The organism is Acidovorax sp. GW821-FHT11A03 (assembly GCF_058809075.1).
Window position 1 is genome coordinate 579,899 of sequence record NZ_JBXASG010000001.1, and the last position, 13,453, is coordinate 593,351.

Below are 13,453 nucleotides of genomic sequence, written 5' to 3' on the forward strand. Positions count from 1 at the left end.
GTAACTATTCTCATCATGCCGTCTGCTGAAAAAATTCGCTGGGGTGCCGAGCGGCGCCTGGAGTTCATCGAGTTCCGTCTCTACTGGGAGGGAGGCATCCGCCGCGCGGACATCACTGAAAAATTCGGGGTGTCTGTCCCACAGGCCTCGGCGGACATCGGTGCATACCAGCTAACGGCTCCTTCAAACTTGGTGTACGACGCCAGTGAGAAGCGGTATGTGAGTACGCCGGATTTTCGCCCGGTGTTTTTGGATTTAAGCGCTGAGAGCTATTTGGTCCATCTGCGCGATGCAGCTGAAGACAGAGTGCGATTGGTCGATTCATGGCTGGGGAGCACGCCGAGTGTTGCAGTAATGCCCCTTCCCTCAAGGCGCGTCAAATCTGACGTTCTGCGAAGTCTCGTAACTGCTATACGTGAAACCCGCTCGGTGGAGGTTCTCTATCAATCCATGAATAAGGAAAACACAGAAAAAACTTGGCGGAGGTTATCGCCTCATTCGCTGGTTAATGATGGAGCAAGGTGGCACGTCAGGGCATACTGCAGCAAAGCCAGTGCATACCGAGATTTCTTACTATCCCGGTGTGAGGAAGCCAAAAACATTGGACCCGCCGAAGGCCTTGTCGTGGATGACAAGTCTTGGAATGAATTGTTTGAAGTCTTGATATGTCCGAACCCGAAATTGACAGAATTTCAGAAGAAGGGAATTGCAGAAGACTATGGAATGATTGACGGAAAAATGTCAATACGCGTACGGAAAGCGCTACTTTTCTACTTTGAGAAAATCCTAAGATTGGATGTACCTGAAATTGAAGGAAAGCCTGCGGCTACACCACTGCGCATGATAAATGGGGAGGAATTCAGGAAGGCATTGCAGGACGTATAGTTATATAGGAGAAGGAAATATGATTGAAAAATTAAAGGGTGAGCAAGGCCGCCGTCTTCGTGTCGAATTGCTTAAGCGACAGCGCATGGTCGCGGGCAATGAGCAGCTTGCAGAGAGACTTGCTGATATCGCCGTCCCAATGGAGTTCCAGGCCGGCGACACCATTATCGAGCAGGATGCGGAAGATAATGACTTGTACTTCATTCTGCATGGTGCTTGCGACATCATCATAAACCACAAAAAGATTCGTTCACGGGTCGCTGGTGATTCAGTGGGTGAAATGGCCGCGGTGGAGCCACTTCAAAAGCGCTCTGCAACCGTTAGGGCAACTGAGTCGACAGTTGTCGCCAAGCTGACCGAGCCGCAACTAACTGAGGTTGCCAAAGACTTCCCAGATATCTGGAGAACCATGGCGCAAGTGCTCTCCAAGCGTCTTTTGGAGCGCAACATGATGGTTGCAGACGCGCGCGATAAAATACGGTTGTTTGTTATATCGACATCCGAAAATATAAAAATTGTACGTGCTCTACAAGCGCAGTTCGAACATGATGATTTCAATACCATCCCATGGCACCAAGGCGTTTTCAAAATTGCAAACTACACCATTGACGACCTAGTTTCGGAACTCGATCAATGCGATTTTGCTGTTGCCATCGCTCACGGGGAGGACCGAGTGGAGAGTAGAGACCAAGATTGGCCAGCGCCGAGGGACAACGTGATATTCGAGCTCGGCTTATTTATGGGTCGTCTTGGGAGAAATCGGGCTATATTGATGGAGCCAAAGGGTGTCCGCATAAAGTTACCCAGCGATCTTGCTGGACTAACGACAATTCGATACGACTTCGACGAATCGTCACCACACAAGTTTGGACCTGCTTGCGATAAATTGCGAGAACACATTCAAAAGCTCGGCAGTATTGGGCGTGACTAATATTTTGAAAATTTGCCACTCAAGTAAAATTAAAAATCAAACTACTTAAGCCCGGCAATTAAAAAATAGATGCGTTTAAAGGACTTAGCAATGCGTCAGGGATCTGAGGGAGGCCGTGCTGCAACTGAACTTCGTTCGGGGAAAAATTCTGCCAACAAGCTAAAGTAATTTGGTTGCCGGATTGTCTTTCGACGGACGGTAGTACCCGACGACGCTAGCCACACTTCGATGTCCTGTCATTGCCATGGTGTCCGCCAACGGCACCTTCTGAACAGCAGCCTCGGTCACAAATCCAGACCGCAGCGAATGTGCAGAAAACACCTCCGGTAGCCCGGCTAGTTTTGCGCGCTCGCGAACAATATCTCGCACGGCGGCAGGGGAGAGGGGTTCTCCAAGGTGACCGCCTTTCCTGACCTGCCTGAATATTGCACCGTCCACGATGCCCGAAGCTGTCAACCAAGCTTGCAGAGCTTCGCCCGCAATGCCCTCCAGCGGTTTCACGTTCTCCGGACGATCCGCTGCAGTCTGGTTGCTTTTGGAATAGGCGAGGGTGTAGGTGAAGCTGCTCGGCCCCACGCGGTGAAGATTCTTCATCGTCGCTCCCGTCACTTCGGACCGGCGGCGCCCGCCCGATGCCCAGGCAAAGAGGAGGAGGGCGCGGTCACGGATCCCCTTGAGTGAATCATCACAGGTGTCCAGGATGGCCATCAATGGGTCCTTGGTCAGCGCGTCCTTCTTCTGAGGAAGGTCGCCGCGTTTACCGTAGGCCCGGCGAGTCTTGGCCAACAATTCGCGGACTTTGGGATCCTGGCAAGGGTTTTTCAGCTCTCGGAGCTGATGCGCCTTGGACAGCACGGCAATCCGATGGATCAAGGTATTGAGCGCCATTGGGCCTGGCTTGCCTTTGAATCCCGCATCCACCAGAGCTTGGTCAATTGCTGGCGGTAGCTCGTGAGCCAGGCCATCGGCGGTCGTCCGCTGTGCGTGATCCACGATGAACTGCAGGACGGCGTTCGCAGGCAGTGGCAGCGTGATGCCTTGCCCGTACCGAACGCCAAACCAGGCAGCCCAATAGCGCAACGCAGAGCGATAGCTGGCCAGCGTGTTCACTGACTCGCCCTCGCGCATCAATTCCTCAACAGCCTTTGCGGTCACTTGCGACAGTGAAGAGGGCTCCAGCGAGGGGCTATTTCTCAGGGACGGCAGGCGCATGGTTGAAACCGAGGTTGTAGACGCGAAATTTCCATAGACGCTACATATGATGTATTGTTTACAACAAATTTTGTTGATGGATCACGATAAGCATCGATTATCGTTGGTAAAAATTAGATGGAGTAGGGTGATGCAGTCAAAAATTGTTCGCGGCCCGCGCGGTGTGCAAATGGAAGAGGTTTGGGCTGCCGCCGACACCGTCCTAGGCCTGGGCGAGCGGCCTACGATTGAGCGCGTGCGACAACAACTCGGCCGTGGCTCCCCCAATACCGTGGGGCCGATGCTTGATGTTTGGTATGGCTCGCTGGCCAGGCGGCTGCAGTCGCCGGTGGATGCAGTGGAGCAAGATGGCGGCGCTGAAGTCCCCTTGCCCGCGCCGGTTGTCAGGGCTGCAAAAGCCATGTGGGGCAGGGCCCTTCAGCATGCGGACGAGCGTACAACGGCTCAATTCACCGAAGCTCGCAAAGAGCTGAGTGTGCAGGCCGAGACGTTACGCCAGGCGCAAGATCTTCTAGCGCAGGAAACACAGCGGCTAGCCGACCGCAGCGAAGCCTATGACATGGCTATGCAGGCCAAGGATGCGCAGATCGCCGAAATGGGCCGTCTGGTTCAGGAACTGCAGCAGCAGCTTGCGGGAAGCCAGGAAATGCTGGCCACATCACGGTCAGAGTGCACGCAACTTCGCTTGGCAGCGGATGCATTGCGACAGCGCCAGGAGGAAATGGAGGTTGACCGCCGTGGTGAACGCGCGCGTCTGGAGGAGCGAGCTCAGGCTCAGGAACGTAGACTCAATGCAGAAGTGGACCGAGCGCGCCAAGAGTCGAAGCGGCTGGCGCTCAAATTGGAGGGCGACACCCGGGAATTTGCAAAGTCCATGTCTGCCTCGCAGGAAAAAGTTCGGGCACTGGAGGCCCATGTAGGCGCACTGCAGGCGGAGAGAACAAGTTTGGTCAAAGGCTTGCAGGCCGCCAGACACGAGACGAAAGACTTGCAATCAACACTTGAGCAGCGCAGCACTGAAATGTTCGCCGTCCTCAACGAACTGCGCGATCGATTGCCGTCGATACCAACTAGCGATCCGGGGAGACCCACCGTGAAAACTCGCAAGGTAAATGCTAGAGCTAGCAGTCGCTCTAGTTAAGCTGTGCAATCCAGTGAGTACGTGGAATCTATCTACCGGCTGCCGGAATTGACTCGATGCAGTGACGAGGTAAGGGGATAGATCAATGAGCCTCAGCCGTTGCCAGTGCCAGGATGTGGTGCGCTTCCACACCTTGTTCAAGCGCAGCCCGCGGCGTCTGTCCACCTAAGACCAGCGCTCGTGTCTCTAAGAAGACCAGCAATTGCCAGCTATCAGTCGCGGAAAGAGCTGACGGCAGAGACTGCAGCACATTCCACACGCTAGGCTCAAATTGCCACCGAGGCAACTTGTACCGATGGCACCGATTGAATACAGCAATGCAGCGATGCGACTTGATCCAACTCTCAATCTCACTCGGAGTTGTGTGAGCTAGCTCGGCCGCTTCCTCAACCGAGATCATGTCGGCGGCGTCCATGCGGTCGTGGCGATACATGGCGCCAGCGCGCAGACGACCGGCCGACTGTTCCGCAGACGCGTAACAAGACGACGAGCGATTTCTATCGGTCAAGGAGTTATCTTGCGGAGACGTCATTCTGCTGACATTACACGACGGGCTAAACGTGGCTGCAACTTCTCCGGTAATTAGCATTAAGGGGCGAACTCTTTTACCGCGCCGCAAGATATCGCGACAAGATGTGGGTCCCAAGCCGCGTCCGAGAGTGACACGAAAGAGGTTCAACTACAGGAGAGCAGCCTCAAACCCAAATAGTGGCGTTCCGCAGAAGGAACAAAGTTTGTGAACAAATTTAAGATAAAAGTACGAACAACTTTAAGATACTCAACGACAGCTTCAAACTCAAGCGCGCTCAATGATATTTGTTATTTAACATAATATACATCGTATAAAGTCATAGGGGAACCACCAAACCCCGCCAGATCCGTGCCGCCATCAGCCGCTACCATCCCTCTCCATGACCCTCCCCACCACGACCCCATCCACTCCGTCTTCTTCCATCCACTTCGGCCACCAGGGCCGTGTCTGCATCGTCACTGGCGGCGCCCAGGGCATTGGCGAGGCCTGCGTGCGGCGGTTTGCCGCCGAGGGCGCCAAAACGGTCGTCGCGGATGTGGACGATGCGCGCGGCCAGGCGCTGGCGCAGGAACTGGACGCGCTGTATGTGCGCTGCGATGTGGGCGACAAGACGCAGGTGGATGCGCTCGTGGCCCGGACCCTGGCGGCCCACGGGCGCATCGACGTGCTGGTGAACAACGCGGGCATCTTTCGCGCGGCGGATTTTCTGGACGTGACCGAGGCCGATTTCGATGCCGTGCTGCGGGTCAACCTGAAAGGCTCGTTTCTTGTCGCACAGGCCGTCGCGCGCGCCATGGTGGTCTCGGGCGGCGGCGCCATCGTCAACATGAGCTCGGTCAACGGCGTGCTCACCATCCCCAATATCGCCAGCTACAACGTGAGCAAAGGCGGCGTGAACCAGCTCACGCGCGTGATGGCCCTGGCGCTGGCTGACAAGAACATTCGCGTGAACGCCGTCGCCCCCGGCACGATCGCCACCGAGTTGGCCGCCAAGGCCGTGCTGACCAGCGACGAGGCCAAGCAGAAGATCATGAGCCGCACCCCCATGAAGCGGCTGGGCGAGCCGTCGGAGATTGCCGATGTGGTGGCCTGGCTGGCCAGCGATGCCGCCAGCTATGTGACCGGCGAGATCGTGACCGTGGATGGCGGGCGCATGACGCTGAACTACACCGTTCCGGTCTGACGCGCCGAATTACTATTGAATTGATAGCTGTCAGCGCTTGACGTATATGCGCTGGTGGCAATTTTTATTCAATTTTCAAGCCTGCGGCATGCGCCGCAGCAGGCCCGCCATGCTGCGCGGCCAGCCGACCGGGCCGAACCAGGCGCCGCCTGCAATCGCCCAGGCGTTGACCACGCCATACAGCACCAGCGCCACGCCCTGTGCGGCAAACACCGCCGCCAAGCCGCCGCCCCAGCGCAGCGCCAGCCAGCCGCCCGTCACCGCCACCGCCAGGCGCGTGATGTTGCCGATGACGGGCCAGAGCAGGCGCCCTGCCCCTTGCGAGGCAAAGTACAGCACCAGGCCCAGGCCGAAAAAGCCGTACACCGGGCCGACGGTGCGCAGATACAGCGCGCCGGCCTCCAGCATGGCCTGATCGCTGTTGAACAAGGACAGCCACGCGTTGGGAAACGCAGCCGCCCACAAGCCAATCGCCTCGGCCATCACAAATGCCATGCCGGCACCGATCCAGGTGGCGCGCAAGGCCCGCTCACGCTGGCCCGCGCCAATGCAGGTGCCCACCATGGCCACCAGCGGCGCACCCAGGCCGAAGACCAAGGGCACCAGCAGGTATTCCAGGCGCGACGCGGTGCCGTAGCCCGCGATGGCCGCCGTGCCGAAGCCGCCCACCAGCGCCGTGGTGACGCCGATCGCCAGGTTGGTGGCGACGGTGGAGACGGTGCCCACCAGCCCGACCCGCAGGATGTCCTTGAACAGAGTCCAGCGGAACCGGATGTGCGCCAACGATGGCCGCAGCAGGCTGCGCGGCGACCACAGGTAGGCTGCCAGCACCGCGCTGCCAATCAGGTAGTACGCCATCAGCGCGATGGCCCCGCCAGCGATGCCCAGGCCGGGCATGGGGCCCCAGCCAAAGATGAACAGTGGCGACAACGGCACCAGCACGAAGGCGCCCAGCACCGTGACATAGGCCGGCACGGCCATGTTGCCGGTACCCCGGATCACGGCCGACAGGGTGTTGAACAGCCACACCAGAAACGCGCCCGCGAACACCCAGTTGGAATAGACCAGCGCGGCATCCAGCGCGCCGCCCGTGCCGCCCATGCGGGTGTAGAGCCAGCGCCCTCCTCCCACCACGCCCACGGTAAAGACCAGCGAAAACACCGCCGCAATGGCGAGCGCATGCAGCACCAGCGCATCGGCATCGTCCCGCCGCCGGGCGCCCAGGGCGCGGGCGATGGCCGACGCGATGCCGCCGCCCATGGCGCCGGCCGAGGTCATCTGCATCAGCATGACCACCGGGAACACCAGGGCCATGCCCGCCAGCGCATCGGTGCCCAGCTTGCCGACAAAGTAGGTCTCGATCAGCCCGACGCCCGCCTGCGCCAGCATGACCAGCACATTGGGCGCCGCCAGCCGCAGCAGCGTGGGCGCGATCGGCGCCTCCAGCAGCATGCGGGTGCGTGGGTTCAGGGGTTCGGTCACATCAGGCCCCTGCCCCATCGGCCGCAGGCCTGCGCGGCACCACGATGCGCACGGTGGACAGCTGCAGCACATCGCCGTGCTGGTTGCGGGTTTCGCTGCGCACGGTGACCATGCCACGGTCGGGCCTGGATTTGGAGGGCTGGATCTCCAGCACCTCGCTCACCACGTGTAGCACGTCGGTGGCGCGCGTGGGCCGGGGCCAGCTCACCTCGGCGCCCGCGCCGATGATGCCGCCCGCGATCGGCAGGCCGGTGGTGACCTGCAGGCGCATGGTCACGGACGCCGTATGCCAGCCGCTTGCGGCCAGACCGCCGAACAGCGTGGCGCGGGCGGCGGCATCGTCCATGTGAAAGGGCTGCGGGTCGAACTGGGCGGCAAAGGCCTTGATCTGCGCCTCGTCCATGGCGTGTTCGCCGCTTCTGAACTGGTCGCCCACGGCCAGATCGTCCAGGTACACGGGCTGCATTCCGGTGGGGGCGGATGCGGTGGAAACAGGGTGAGCGGTCATGGCAACAAATGGGGAGATGAGGGGATGGCGGGTGGATGTTGTCGTGGTCAGGCTGCGGCGGGCGCGGGGCGCACCAGGCGGGCTTCGCGGATCGGCAGGTTGACCAGGGCCGCGCCCACGGCCAGCACGATGTCGATGTACCAGACCCAGTCATAGCTGCCGGTGGCCTGGAAGACGGTACCGCCCAGATAGGCACCGAAGAATCCGCCAATCTGGTGCGCCAGCATCACGATGCCAAACAGCATGGCCATGTTGGCCGTGCCGAACATCTTGGCCACCAGCCCCACCGTGGGGGGCACGGTGGAGAGAAACGTCACACCCATCACGGCGGCAAAGACCAGCACCACGGCGGGCGTCTTGGGCGCCAGCAAAAAGATCAGCACCGCCAGGCCGCGCGTGGCATACAGCAGCGACAGCAACGACTTCATGCGCCAGCGCTCCACGGCCCAGCCCATGGCCAGGCTGCCGACAATGTTGAACAAGCCGATCATGGCCAGCGACCACCCGCCGATCTCAGGCGGCAGGCCACATGCGGCGATGACGCCCGGCAGGTGCGTGGCCAGGAACGCCACGTGAAAGCCGCACACCAGAAAGCCCGCCGCCAGATACCGGTAGCTCGGCGTGGCCAGCGCCTGGGCAATGGCCTGGCGCGCCGTCAGCGCCTTCTGGCCGGATGCGGCGGCGGCCTGTGCGGCCAATGCGTTCGAATTGCCCCGGAGCACCCACACCGCAGGCAGCGCCAGCAGCACCAGCACACCCAGCCACTGCATGGCACTGGCCCAGCCTACCGCGGCGGTCAGGCCAATGGCAATGGGCGCCATCACGAACTGCCCGAACGACCCGCCCGCGTTGACGATGCCGCTGGCCAGCCCGCGCTTGTGGGCGGGTACCAGCCGCGCGGTGGCCGCCATCAGCACCGACGGCCCGGCCATGCCCGCGCCGCCGGCGGCCAACACGCCAATCGCAAAAATCAACCCGGCCGTGGTGGTCATGTAGGGCGTGATGAAGGTGCCCAGCGCCACCAGCGCCACGCCCAGCAGGATCACGCGGCCCGTGCCGATGCGGTCGGCCACGGCGCCCGCAAACGGCTGGGTCAGGCCCCACCAGAGCTGGCCGAACGCAAAGGCCAGGCTGATGCTGCCAATGCCCAGCGCGGTGGACGTGTTGAGCGCCGACAGGAACAGGCCCATGGTCTGGCGCGTGCCCATGGTGAGGGCGAACGCGCCCGCAGCGGCCAGCAGCACGAGCCACAGCGCGATCGGTGTGCCCCGTGCGCCCGGTGAGCCCGGGGTGGCAGGAGCGGCGGGCGCCGCGAACACGTTGCCGCCGCCCAGGTTGCGGGAAGGTTGGGTGTCATTCGTCATCGCCGTGCTCCTGCTTTTCCTGCATGCTGGCCAGCAAAGCCAGGGAGTCGTCCACCAGCGCATGCAGGGCGTTCACGCGCTCCGCGCCCAGGGTGTCGTTGAGGGACAGCTGCGCCACTTTCCAGCAGCGCTGGGCCTGCGCACGCTTGTCGCGCCCCGCGTCGGTGATGTGCACCAGCCGGCTGCGCGCATCGGCCCCCGCCTCCAGCGTGACCCAGCCGGCATCCACCAGGGGCCGCAGGTTGCGGGTGAGCGTGGAGGCATCCATCTTCATTTCCACCGCGAGGTCGCCCGGACGGATGGGCCCGAGCTTGAGCACGTGCGACAGCAGCGAGTACTGCGTGGTCTTGAGCCCGCACCGGGCCATCTCGGTGTCATAGTGGTGCGCCACGCGCCGCATCAGCTGGCGCAGCTTGAAGTTGGTGCAGCCCTGGGGCGGCACGGCGGCAGGCGCGTTTGCGGGGGTGATTTCAGCTTGCATGCGATCAATTGTATCTGCAATAATTGCATATGCAACTAGACGGCTGGCCTATCAACCCCATTCCCTTCCGAGGTATCGCATGACCCAGAACAACCAACTCGAGCAATGGCTCGCGCAAGAGCGTGAAATCGCAGCCCGCCTGGAGGCCGGCGTGGGTGCGGGGGTCTCGCGCCCCGACCAGGTCGCCGGCCTGAACGGCCTGCAGATGATGCAGGCCATGCTGCGCGGTGAACTGCCCTACCCTCCCATCGCCCGCACGCTGGACTTCCAGCTGATGGAGGTGGGCGAAGGCCTGGCCATCTTCCAGGGAACCCCTGGCGCGGCCCACCTGAACCCCATGGGCACCGTACACGGGGGCTGGTTCGCCACCCTGCTCGACTCGGCCCTGGGCTGCGCCGTGCACACGCGCATGCAGCCGGGGCGCGGCTACACCACGGCCGAGCTGGGCGTGAACCTCGTCAAGGCGCTCACGCCCAAGGTGCAGCGCGTGCGCGCCGAAGGCCGCGTGATCCACTGCGGGCGCCAGCTGGCCACGGCCGAGGCCCGCCTGGTGGGGCCCGACGGCACGCTGTATGCCCACGCCACCACCACCTGCCTGGTTTTTGACATGCCTGCACAATCGAAGGGATGAAATTCCTCCACACGATGCTGCGCGTTGGCAACCTTCAACGCTCGATTGATTTCTATACCCAGGTGCTCGGCATGCAACTGCTGCGCCAGTCCGAGAACCCCGAGTACAAGTACTCGCTGGCCTTCCTGGGCTTTGACGGCGGCAACCCCGGCCAGGCCGAGATCGAGCTGACCTACAACTGGGGCACCGAGAGCTACGAGATGGGCACCGCCTATGGCCACATCGCGCTGGGCGTGCCCGATGCGTACGCCGCGTGCGAGAAGATCAAGGCCTCGGGCGGCAACGTCACGCGCGAAGCGGGTCCCGTCAAAGGCGGCACCACGGTCATCGCGTTTGTGACGGATCCCGATGGCTACAAGATTGAATTGATACAGCGCGCCGAGGGGACTGGTGGCGCAGGCTTGCGCTAATAATAACTATCAAATATATAGCTGCTGGCGCATGATGGATAAGCGCTAGAGGCAAATTTGAACCCATAAAAAAAACCCGGCACTGCCGGGTTTTTTCATGGGGCGACCTGCTGGAGGTCACTGCACAGGGACTAGGCGCCCAGGGCCACTTCCACGCGGCGCGCTTCGGCGTTGCTGCCGGTGGCGGTGGTTTCTTCGGGCTTCTTCAGCTCGATCTTGTCTTCCGCCACGCCCAGGCCCTTGAGCGCATCGCGCACTGCAAAGGCGCGTTGCTTGGCCAGCTCGGCATTCAGGGCGGCGTCGCCCGTGGCGTCGTGAAAGCCCGAGATCACGGCCTTCTTGCCTTCGGCCACGCCCTTGACCACGTCGGCCAGGGCTTCGTTGGCGCCTGCGGCAAGGTCGGCCTTGGCGCTGGCAAAGTAGAACTTCACCACGCCGTTTTCCACCCGGACGCTGGCCACGTCAGCGGCGGCGACCACGGCGGGCGCGCTGGCTGCAACGGCCGTGGCGGGCGCGGGCTTGACGGCGCCGGAAGCGCCGACACGCTTGACCACCACGGTGCCCACCACCACGGAGATCACCAGTGCGATCAGGGCGAACAGGAAACCCAGGGCGAAACGTTGTTGGCTATCGTCGTCAGAACTAGACATTGGAGATCCCCGAAGTGATGAAAAAAGAAGGTGTGGCGGCCCTGGAACCTCGCGGCGCAAGTCCCCAGGGCGCTGAAGCAAAGCTTTCGATTGTAGAGTGATCGCATGACGAATCTTCCCGCGCCCCTTCGCGACCCGGCCCCCATGCTGGAGCGCGCGCTCAAGGAATGGGGTGGCCACGACGACCTGTGGATCTTTGGCTACGGCTCGCTCATCTGGCGTCCGGATTTCGACTACGCCGAGCGCCGCGCCGCCAAGGTGCACGGCTGGCACCGGGCGCTCCGGATGTGGAGCCGCATCAACCGCGGCACGCCGGAATGCCCGGGCCTGGTGTTCGGCATGCTGTCGGGCGGCAGCTGCCGGGGCATGGTCTTCCGCGTGGACAAGGCGCATGCCCGGCAGGTGCTCATCAACCTGTGGCAGCGCGAGATGGTCACGGCCGTGTACGACCCGCGCTGGCTGCCCTGCCGCACGCCCCAGGGGACCGTGTCCGCGCTCGCTTTCACTTTGTCACGAAAAAGCCCCAACCACACGGGGGAGCTGCCCGACGACGAGTACCGCCGCATCTTCGCGCAGGCCTGCGGCCGTTTTGGCACCACGCGCGACTATGCCCAGGCCACGTACGAGGAACTGCGCAAACACGGCATCCACGACCGCGCGCTCGCCAGGCTGCTTGCGCTGACCCACAAATAGTGCACACTTTTGGCGGGCGAACCTGCTCCCTGTCTTGCACCAGCGCGCAGGGCGTCCGCATGATGCACCGTCTCTTAACGTTCAAGGAGTATTTGATGAAGCAAAGGAATCGTTGGGCCTTCGGGCTCTCGTCCATCGCCGTGCTGGCCCTGGCGGGCTGCGCCGCCTATTCGTCGGGCCCGTCTGCCACGGCCAAGCTGGAGCCCACGCGCGGCAGCACCACCTCGGGCACGGTGGCGTTTGCCCAGTCCGGCGACGTGGTGAAGGTGACGGGCGAGGTCCGCGGGCTCAAGCCGGGCGCCGAACACGGTTTCCATATCCATGAAAAGGGCGACTGCTCCAGCGGCGACGGCATGAGCGCCGGCGGCCACTTCAACCCGGGCGGCAAGCCGCACGGCCACCACGGCGCGGGCGAGCACCATACGGGTGACCTGCCCAGCCTGAAGGCGGATGCCAACGGCGTGGCCACCTTCAGCTTCGAGTCGCGCACGATCCGCGTGGGCAGCACGGCCAACGACATCGTGGGCAAGGGTCTGATCGTGCACCGCGACCCCGACGACTACAAGACCCAGCCCACGGGCAACGCCGGCCCGCGCCTGGCCTGCGCGGTCATCGCAGCGAAGTAGAGACCGCCGAAAAAGGAAAAGACGGCGCGCCGGCAGGGCGCGTCCGGCACACGACCCGCTCGCCGCGACCTCGGCCAGCGGGTCGTTTCCTTTGCGGGTGTCAGGCCCGGCGCGCGGCCAGGATGCGCTCGGCCCGCGCGAGGTCCTGCACCGTGTCGATGTCCGTCACCGTGCCTTCGTCCTGCACGTCCACGGTCCGGACCCCGCCCCGCAGCGCCTGCTGGCGCACCACGCCGGCAGCGCCCTGTTCGCCGGAGAGCGCCAGCAGATCCGGCAGGCACGGCGCGGCAAAAGCCACCGGATGGCCGCGCTCTCCGTGGAACAGCGGAATGGCCACCGCGCAGCGCCCCAGGGCCGCCGCCATGGTGCGCAGCGTCGCGGGCTGGACCAGCGGCAGGTCGCCGGGCAGCACCAGCCAGCCGCCCGCCCCCGCCGTGGCGCGCACGGCCGCCGCGATCGAATCGCCCATGCCTGGATGGCCCGCGTCCTCGAGGTGCCAGGCGAGCCCGCTGGCGCGCACGGCGTTCAGGGTGTGCTCCAGCACCGGCAGCCCGGCCAGCAGCGCGCGCAGCTTGTGCACCTGGCCGCCGGAGGCCGCGAAACGCGCGCCCCGGCCGGAGGCCAGCACCAGCACGACGGGCGCCGGCGGCCCGTCCGGCTTCATGGGGGGGGTATCGGCGAGGTACGGGGTGGACATCGCCAGCATGCTACGGCAACGCGGCCG

Annotated in this window: 16 protein-coding genes; 8 read left to right on the top strand and 8 right to left on the bottom strand. The window is 62.8% G+C overall.

From position 1 onward, the window contains the following. Positions 1-15: 15 nt before the first annotated feature. Positions 16-885 carry a BrxR family helix-turn-helix transcriptional regulator gene (locus AC1RVY_RS02650; RefSeq protein WP_492805192.1) on the top strand — a complete coding sequence of 290 codons (870 nt, stop codon included), beginning with the start codon at positions 16-18 and terminating at the stop codon, positions 883-885. 19 nt (positions 886-904) lie between these two features. Continuing rightward, positions 905-1,816, top strand: a complete 912-nt coding sequence (locus AC1RVY_RS02655; protein ID WP_492805194.1) for a TIR domain-containing protein — start codon at positions 905-907, stop codon at positions 1,814-1,816. Positions 1,817-1,975: 159 nt separating this feature from the next. Here the strand turns inward: AC1RVY_RS02655 and AC1RVY_RS02660 are convergent, their stop codons facing one another. Continuing rightward, entirely contained in the window at positions 1,976-3,028 is a 1,053-nt protein-coding gene (locus tag AC1RVY_RS02660) for a site-specific integrase (protein ID WP_492805196.1), read from the bottom strand. 46 nt (positions 3,029-3,074) lie between these two features. Here AC1RVY_RS02660 and AC1RVY_RS02665 point away from each other — a divergent pair, with 46 nt between their 5' ends. Beyond that, on the top strand, positions 3,075-4,169 hold the full coding sequence (locus AC1RVY_RS02665; RefSeq protein ID WP_492805198.1) for a DNA-binding protein: 1,095 nt from the start codon (positions 3,075-3,077) through the stop codon (positions 4,167-4,169). 82 nt (positions 4,170-4,251) lie between these two features. On the opposite strand, the gene AC1RVY_RS02670 is transcribed toward AC1RVY_RS02665, so the two are convergent. Beyond that, entirely contained in the window at positions 4,252-4,602 is a 351-nt protein-coding gene (locus tag AC1RVY_RS02670) for a hypothetical protein (RefSeq protein ID WP_492805200.1), read from the bottom strand. Positions 4,603-5,080: 478 nt separating this feature from the next. On the opposite strand from AC1RVY_RS02670, the gene AC1RVY_RS02675 reads away from it, so the two are divergent. Beyond that, on the top strand, positions 5,081-5,884 hold the full coding sequence (locus AC1RVY_RS02675; RefSeq protein ID WP_492805201.1) for an SDR family NAD(P)-dependent oxidoreductase: 804 nt from the start codon (positions 5,081-5,083) through the stop codon (positions 5,882-5,884). Positions 5,885-5,959: 75 nt separating this feature from the next. On the opposite strand, the gene AC1RVY_RS02680 is transcribed toward AC1RVY_RS02675, so the two are convergent. Genes AC1RVY_RS02680 through AC1RVY_RS02695 form a run of 4 tightly spaced genes read right to left on the bottom strand, consistent with a single transcriptional unit; the run spans position 5,960 to position 9,719 of the window. Continuing rightward, on the bottom strand, positions 5,960-7,384 hold the full coding sequence (locus AC1RVY_RS02680) for an MATE family efflux transporter (RefSeq protein ID WP_218338578.1): 1,425 nt from the start codon (positions 7,382-7,384) through the stop codon (positions 5,960-5,962). Further along, entirely contained in the window at positions 7,368-7,874 is a 507-nt protein-coding gene (locus tag AC1RVY_RS02685) for a MaoC family dehydratase (RefSeq protein WP_218338579.1), read from the bottom strand. Before AC1RVY_RS02685 ends, AC1RVY_RS02680 begins: the two co-directional genes overlap by 17 nt. Positions 7,875-7,921: 47 nt before the next feature. Then, the gene (locus AC1RVY_RS02690; protein ID WP_492805203.1) at positions 7,922-9,238 is read right to left on the bottom strand and encodes an MFS transporter; all 1,317 of its coding nucleotides are present in this window, start codon (positions 9,236-9,238) and stop codon (positions 7,922-7,924) included. After that, positions 9,228-9,719: a MarR family winged helix-turn-helix transcriptional regulator gene (locus tag AC1RVY_RS02695; RefSeq protein ID WP_218295013.1), complete on the bottom strand. Its 492-nt coding sequence runs from the start codon at positions 9,717-9,719 to the stop codon at positions 9,228-9,230. The genes AC1RVY_RS02690 and AC1RVY_RS02695 overlap by 11 nt, the downstream gene beginning before the upstream one ends. A 79-nt stretch (positions 9,720-9,798) precedes the next feature. Between AC1RVY_RS02695 and AC1RVY_RS02700 the strand changes: the two genes are divergently transcribed. Then, on the top strand, positions 9,799-10,350 hold the full coding sequence (locus AC1RVY_RS02700; protein ID WP_218295014.1) for a PaaI family thioesterase: 552 nt from the start codon (positions 9,799-9,801) through the stop codon (positions 10,348-10,350). After that, entirely contained in the window at positions 10,347-10,760 is a 414-nt protein-coding gene (gloA, locus tag AC1RVY_RS02705) for a lactoylglutathione lyase (protein WP_010458830.1), read from the top strand. The genes AC1RVY_RS02700 and gloA overlap by 4 nt, the downstream gene beginning before the upstream one ends. A 131-nt stretch (positions 10,761-10,891) precedes the next feature. Here gloA and AC1RVY_RS02710 read toward each other — a convergent pair whose 3' ends face one another. Further along, complete coding sequence (locus tag AC1RVY_RS02710) at positions 10,892-11,410, bottom strand: OmpA family protein (RefSeq protein WP_218338581.1); 519 nt, start codon at positions 11,408-11,410, stop codon at positions 10,892-10,894. A gap of 105 nt (positions 11,411-11,515) precedes the next feature. Between AC1RVY_RS02710 and AC1RVY_RS02715 the strand changes: the two genes are divergently transcribed. Beyond that, on the top strand, positions 11,516-12,103 hold the full coding sequence (locus AC1RVY_RS02715) for a gamma-glutamylcyclotransferase (protein WP_218295016.1): 588 nt from the start codon (positions 11,516-11,518) through the stop codon (positions 12,101-12,103). Between the two features lie 95 nt (positions 12,104-12,198). Further along, the gene (locus AC1RVY_RS02720) at positions 12,199-12,729 is read left to right on the top strand and encodes a superoxide dismutase family protein (RefSeq protein ID WP_492805205.1); all 531 of its coding nucleotides are present in this window, start codon (positions 12,199-12,201) and stop codon (positions 12,727-12,729) included. A 100-nt stretch (positions 12,730-12,829) separates the two neighbouring features. On the opposite strand, the gene AC1RVY_RS02725 is transcribed toward AC1RVY_RS02720, so the two are convergent. Further along, positions 12,830-13,426, bottom strand: a complete 597-nt coding sequence (locus AC1RVY_RS02725; protein ID WP_492805206.1) for a nucleotidyltransferase family protein — start codon at positions 13,424-13,426, stop codon at positions 12,830-12,832. Positions 13,427-13,453 lie beyond the last annotated feature (27 nt).

Bases quoted from the DNA above. Each gene is read 5' to 3' on its own strand.
- AC1RVY_RS02650 (WP_492805192.1), top strand. From the start codon at position 16: ATGCCGTCTGCTGAAAAAATTCGCTGGGGTGCCGAGCGGCGCCTGGAG.
- AC1RVY_RS02655 (WP_492805194.1), top strand. From the start codon at position 905: ATGATTGAAAAATTAAAGGGTGAGCAAGGCCGCCGTCTTCGTGTCGAA.
- AC1RVY_RS02660 (WP_492805196.1), bottom strand. From the start codon at position 3,028: ATGCGCCTGCCGTCCCTGAGAAATAGCCCCTCGCTGGAGCCCTCTTCA.
- AC1RVY_RS02665 (WP_492805198.1), top strand. From the start codon at position 3,075: ATGATGTATTGTTTACAACAAATTTTGTTGATGGATCACGATAAGCAT.
- AC1RVY_RS02670 (WP_492805200.1), bottom strand. From the start codon at position 4,602: ATGTATCGCCACGACCGCATGGACGCCGCCGACATGATCTCGGTTGAG.
- AC1RVY_RS02675 (WP_492805201.1), top strand. From the start codon at position 5,081: ATGACCCTCCCCACCACGACCCCATCCACTCCGTCTTCTTCCATCCAC.
- AC1RVY_RS02680 (WP_218338578.1), bottom strand. From the start codon at position 7,384: ATGGGGCAGGGGCCTGATGTGACCGAACCCCTGAACCCACGCACCCGC.
- AC1RVY_RS02685 (WP_218338579.1), bottom strand. From the start codon at position 7,874: ATGACCGCTCACCCTGTTTCCACCGCATCCGCCCCCACCGGAATGCAG.
- AC1RVY_RS02690 (WP_492805203.1), bottom strand. From the start codon at position 9,238: ATGACGAATGACACCCAACCTTCCCGCAACCTGGGCGGCGGCAACGTG.
- AC1RVY_RS02695 (WP_218295013.1), bottom strand. From the start codon at position 9,719: ATGCAAGCTGAAATCACCCCCGCAAACGCGCCTGCCGCCGTGCCGCCC.
- AC1RVY_RS02700 (WP_218295014.1), top strand. From the start codon at position 9,799: ATGACCCAGAACAACCAACTCGAGCAATGGCTCGCGCAAGAGCGTGAA.
- gloA (WP_010458830.1), top strand. From the start codon at position 10,347: ATGAAATTCCTCCACACGATGCTGCGCGTTGGCAACCTTCAACGCTCG.
- AC1RVY_RS02710 (WP_218338581.1), bottom strand. From the start codon at position 11,410: ATGTCTAGTTCTGACGACGATAGCCAACAACGTTTCGCCCTGGGTTTC.
- AC1RVY_RS02715 (WP_218295016.1), top strand. From the start codon at position 11,516: ATGACGAATCTTCCCGCGCCCCTTCGCGACCCGGCCCCCATGCTGGAG.
- AC1RVY_RS02720 (WP_492805205.1), top strand. From the start codon at position 12,199: ATGAAGCAAAGGAATCGTTGGGCCTTCGGGCTCTCGTCCATCGCCGTG.
- AC1RVY_RS02725 (WP_492805206.1), bottom strand. From the start codon at position 13,426: ATGTCCACCCCGTACCTCGCCGATACCCCCCCCATGAAGCCGGACGGG.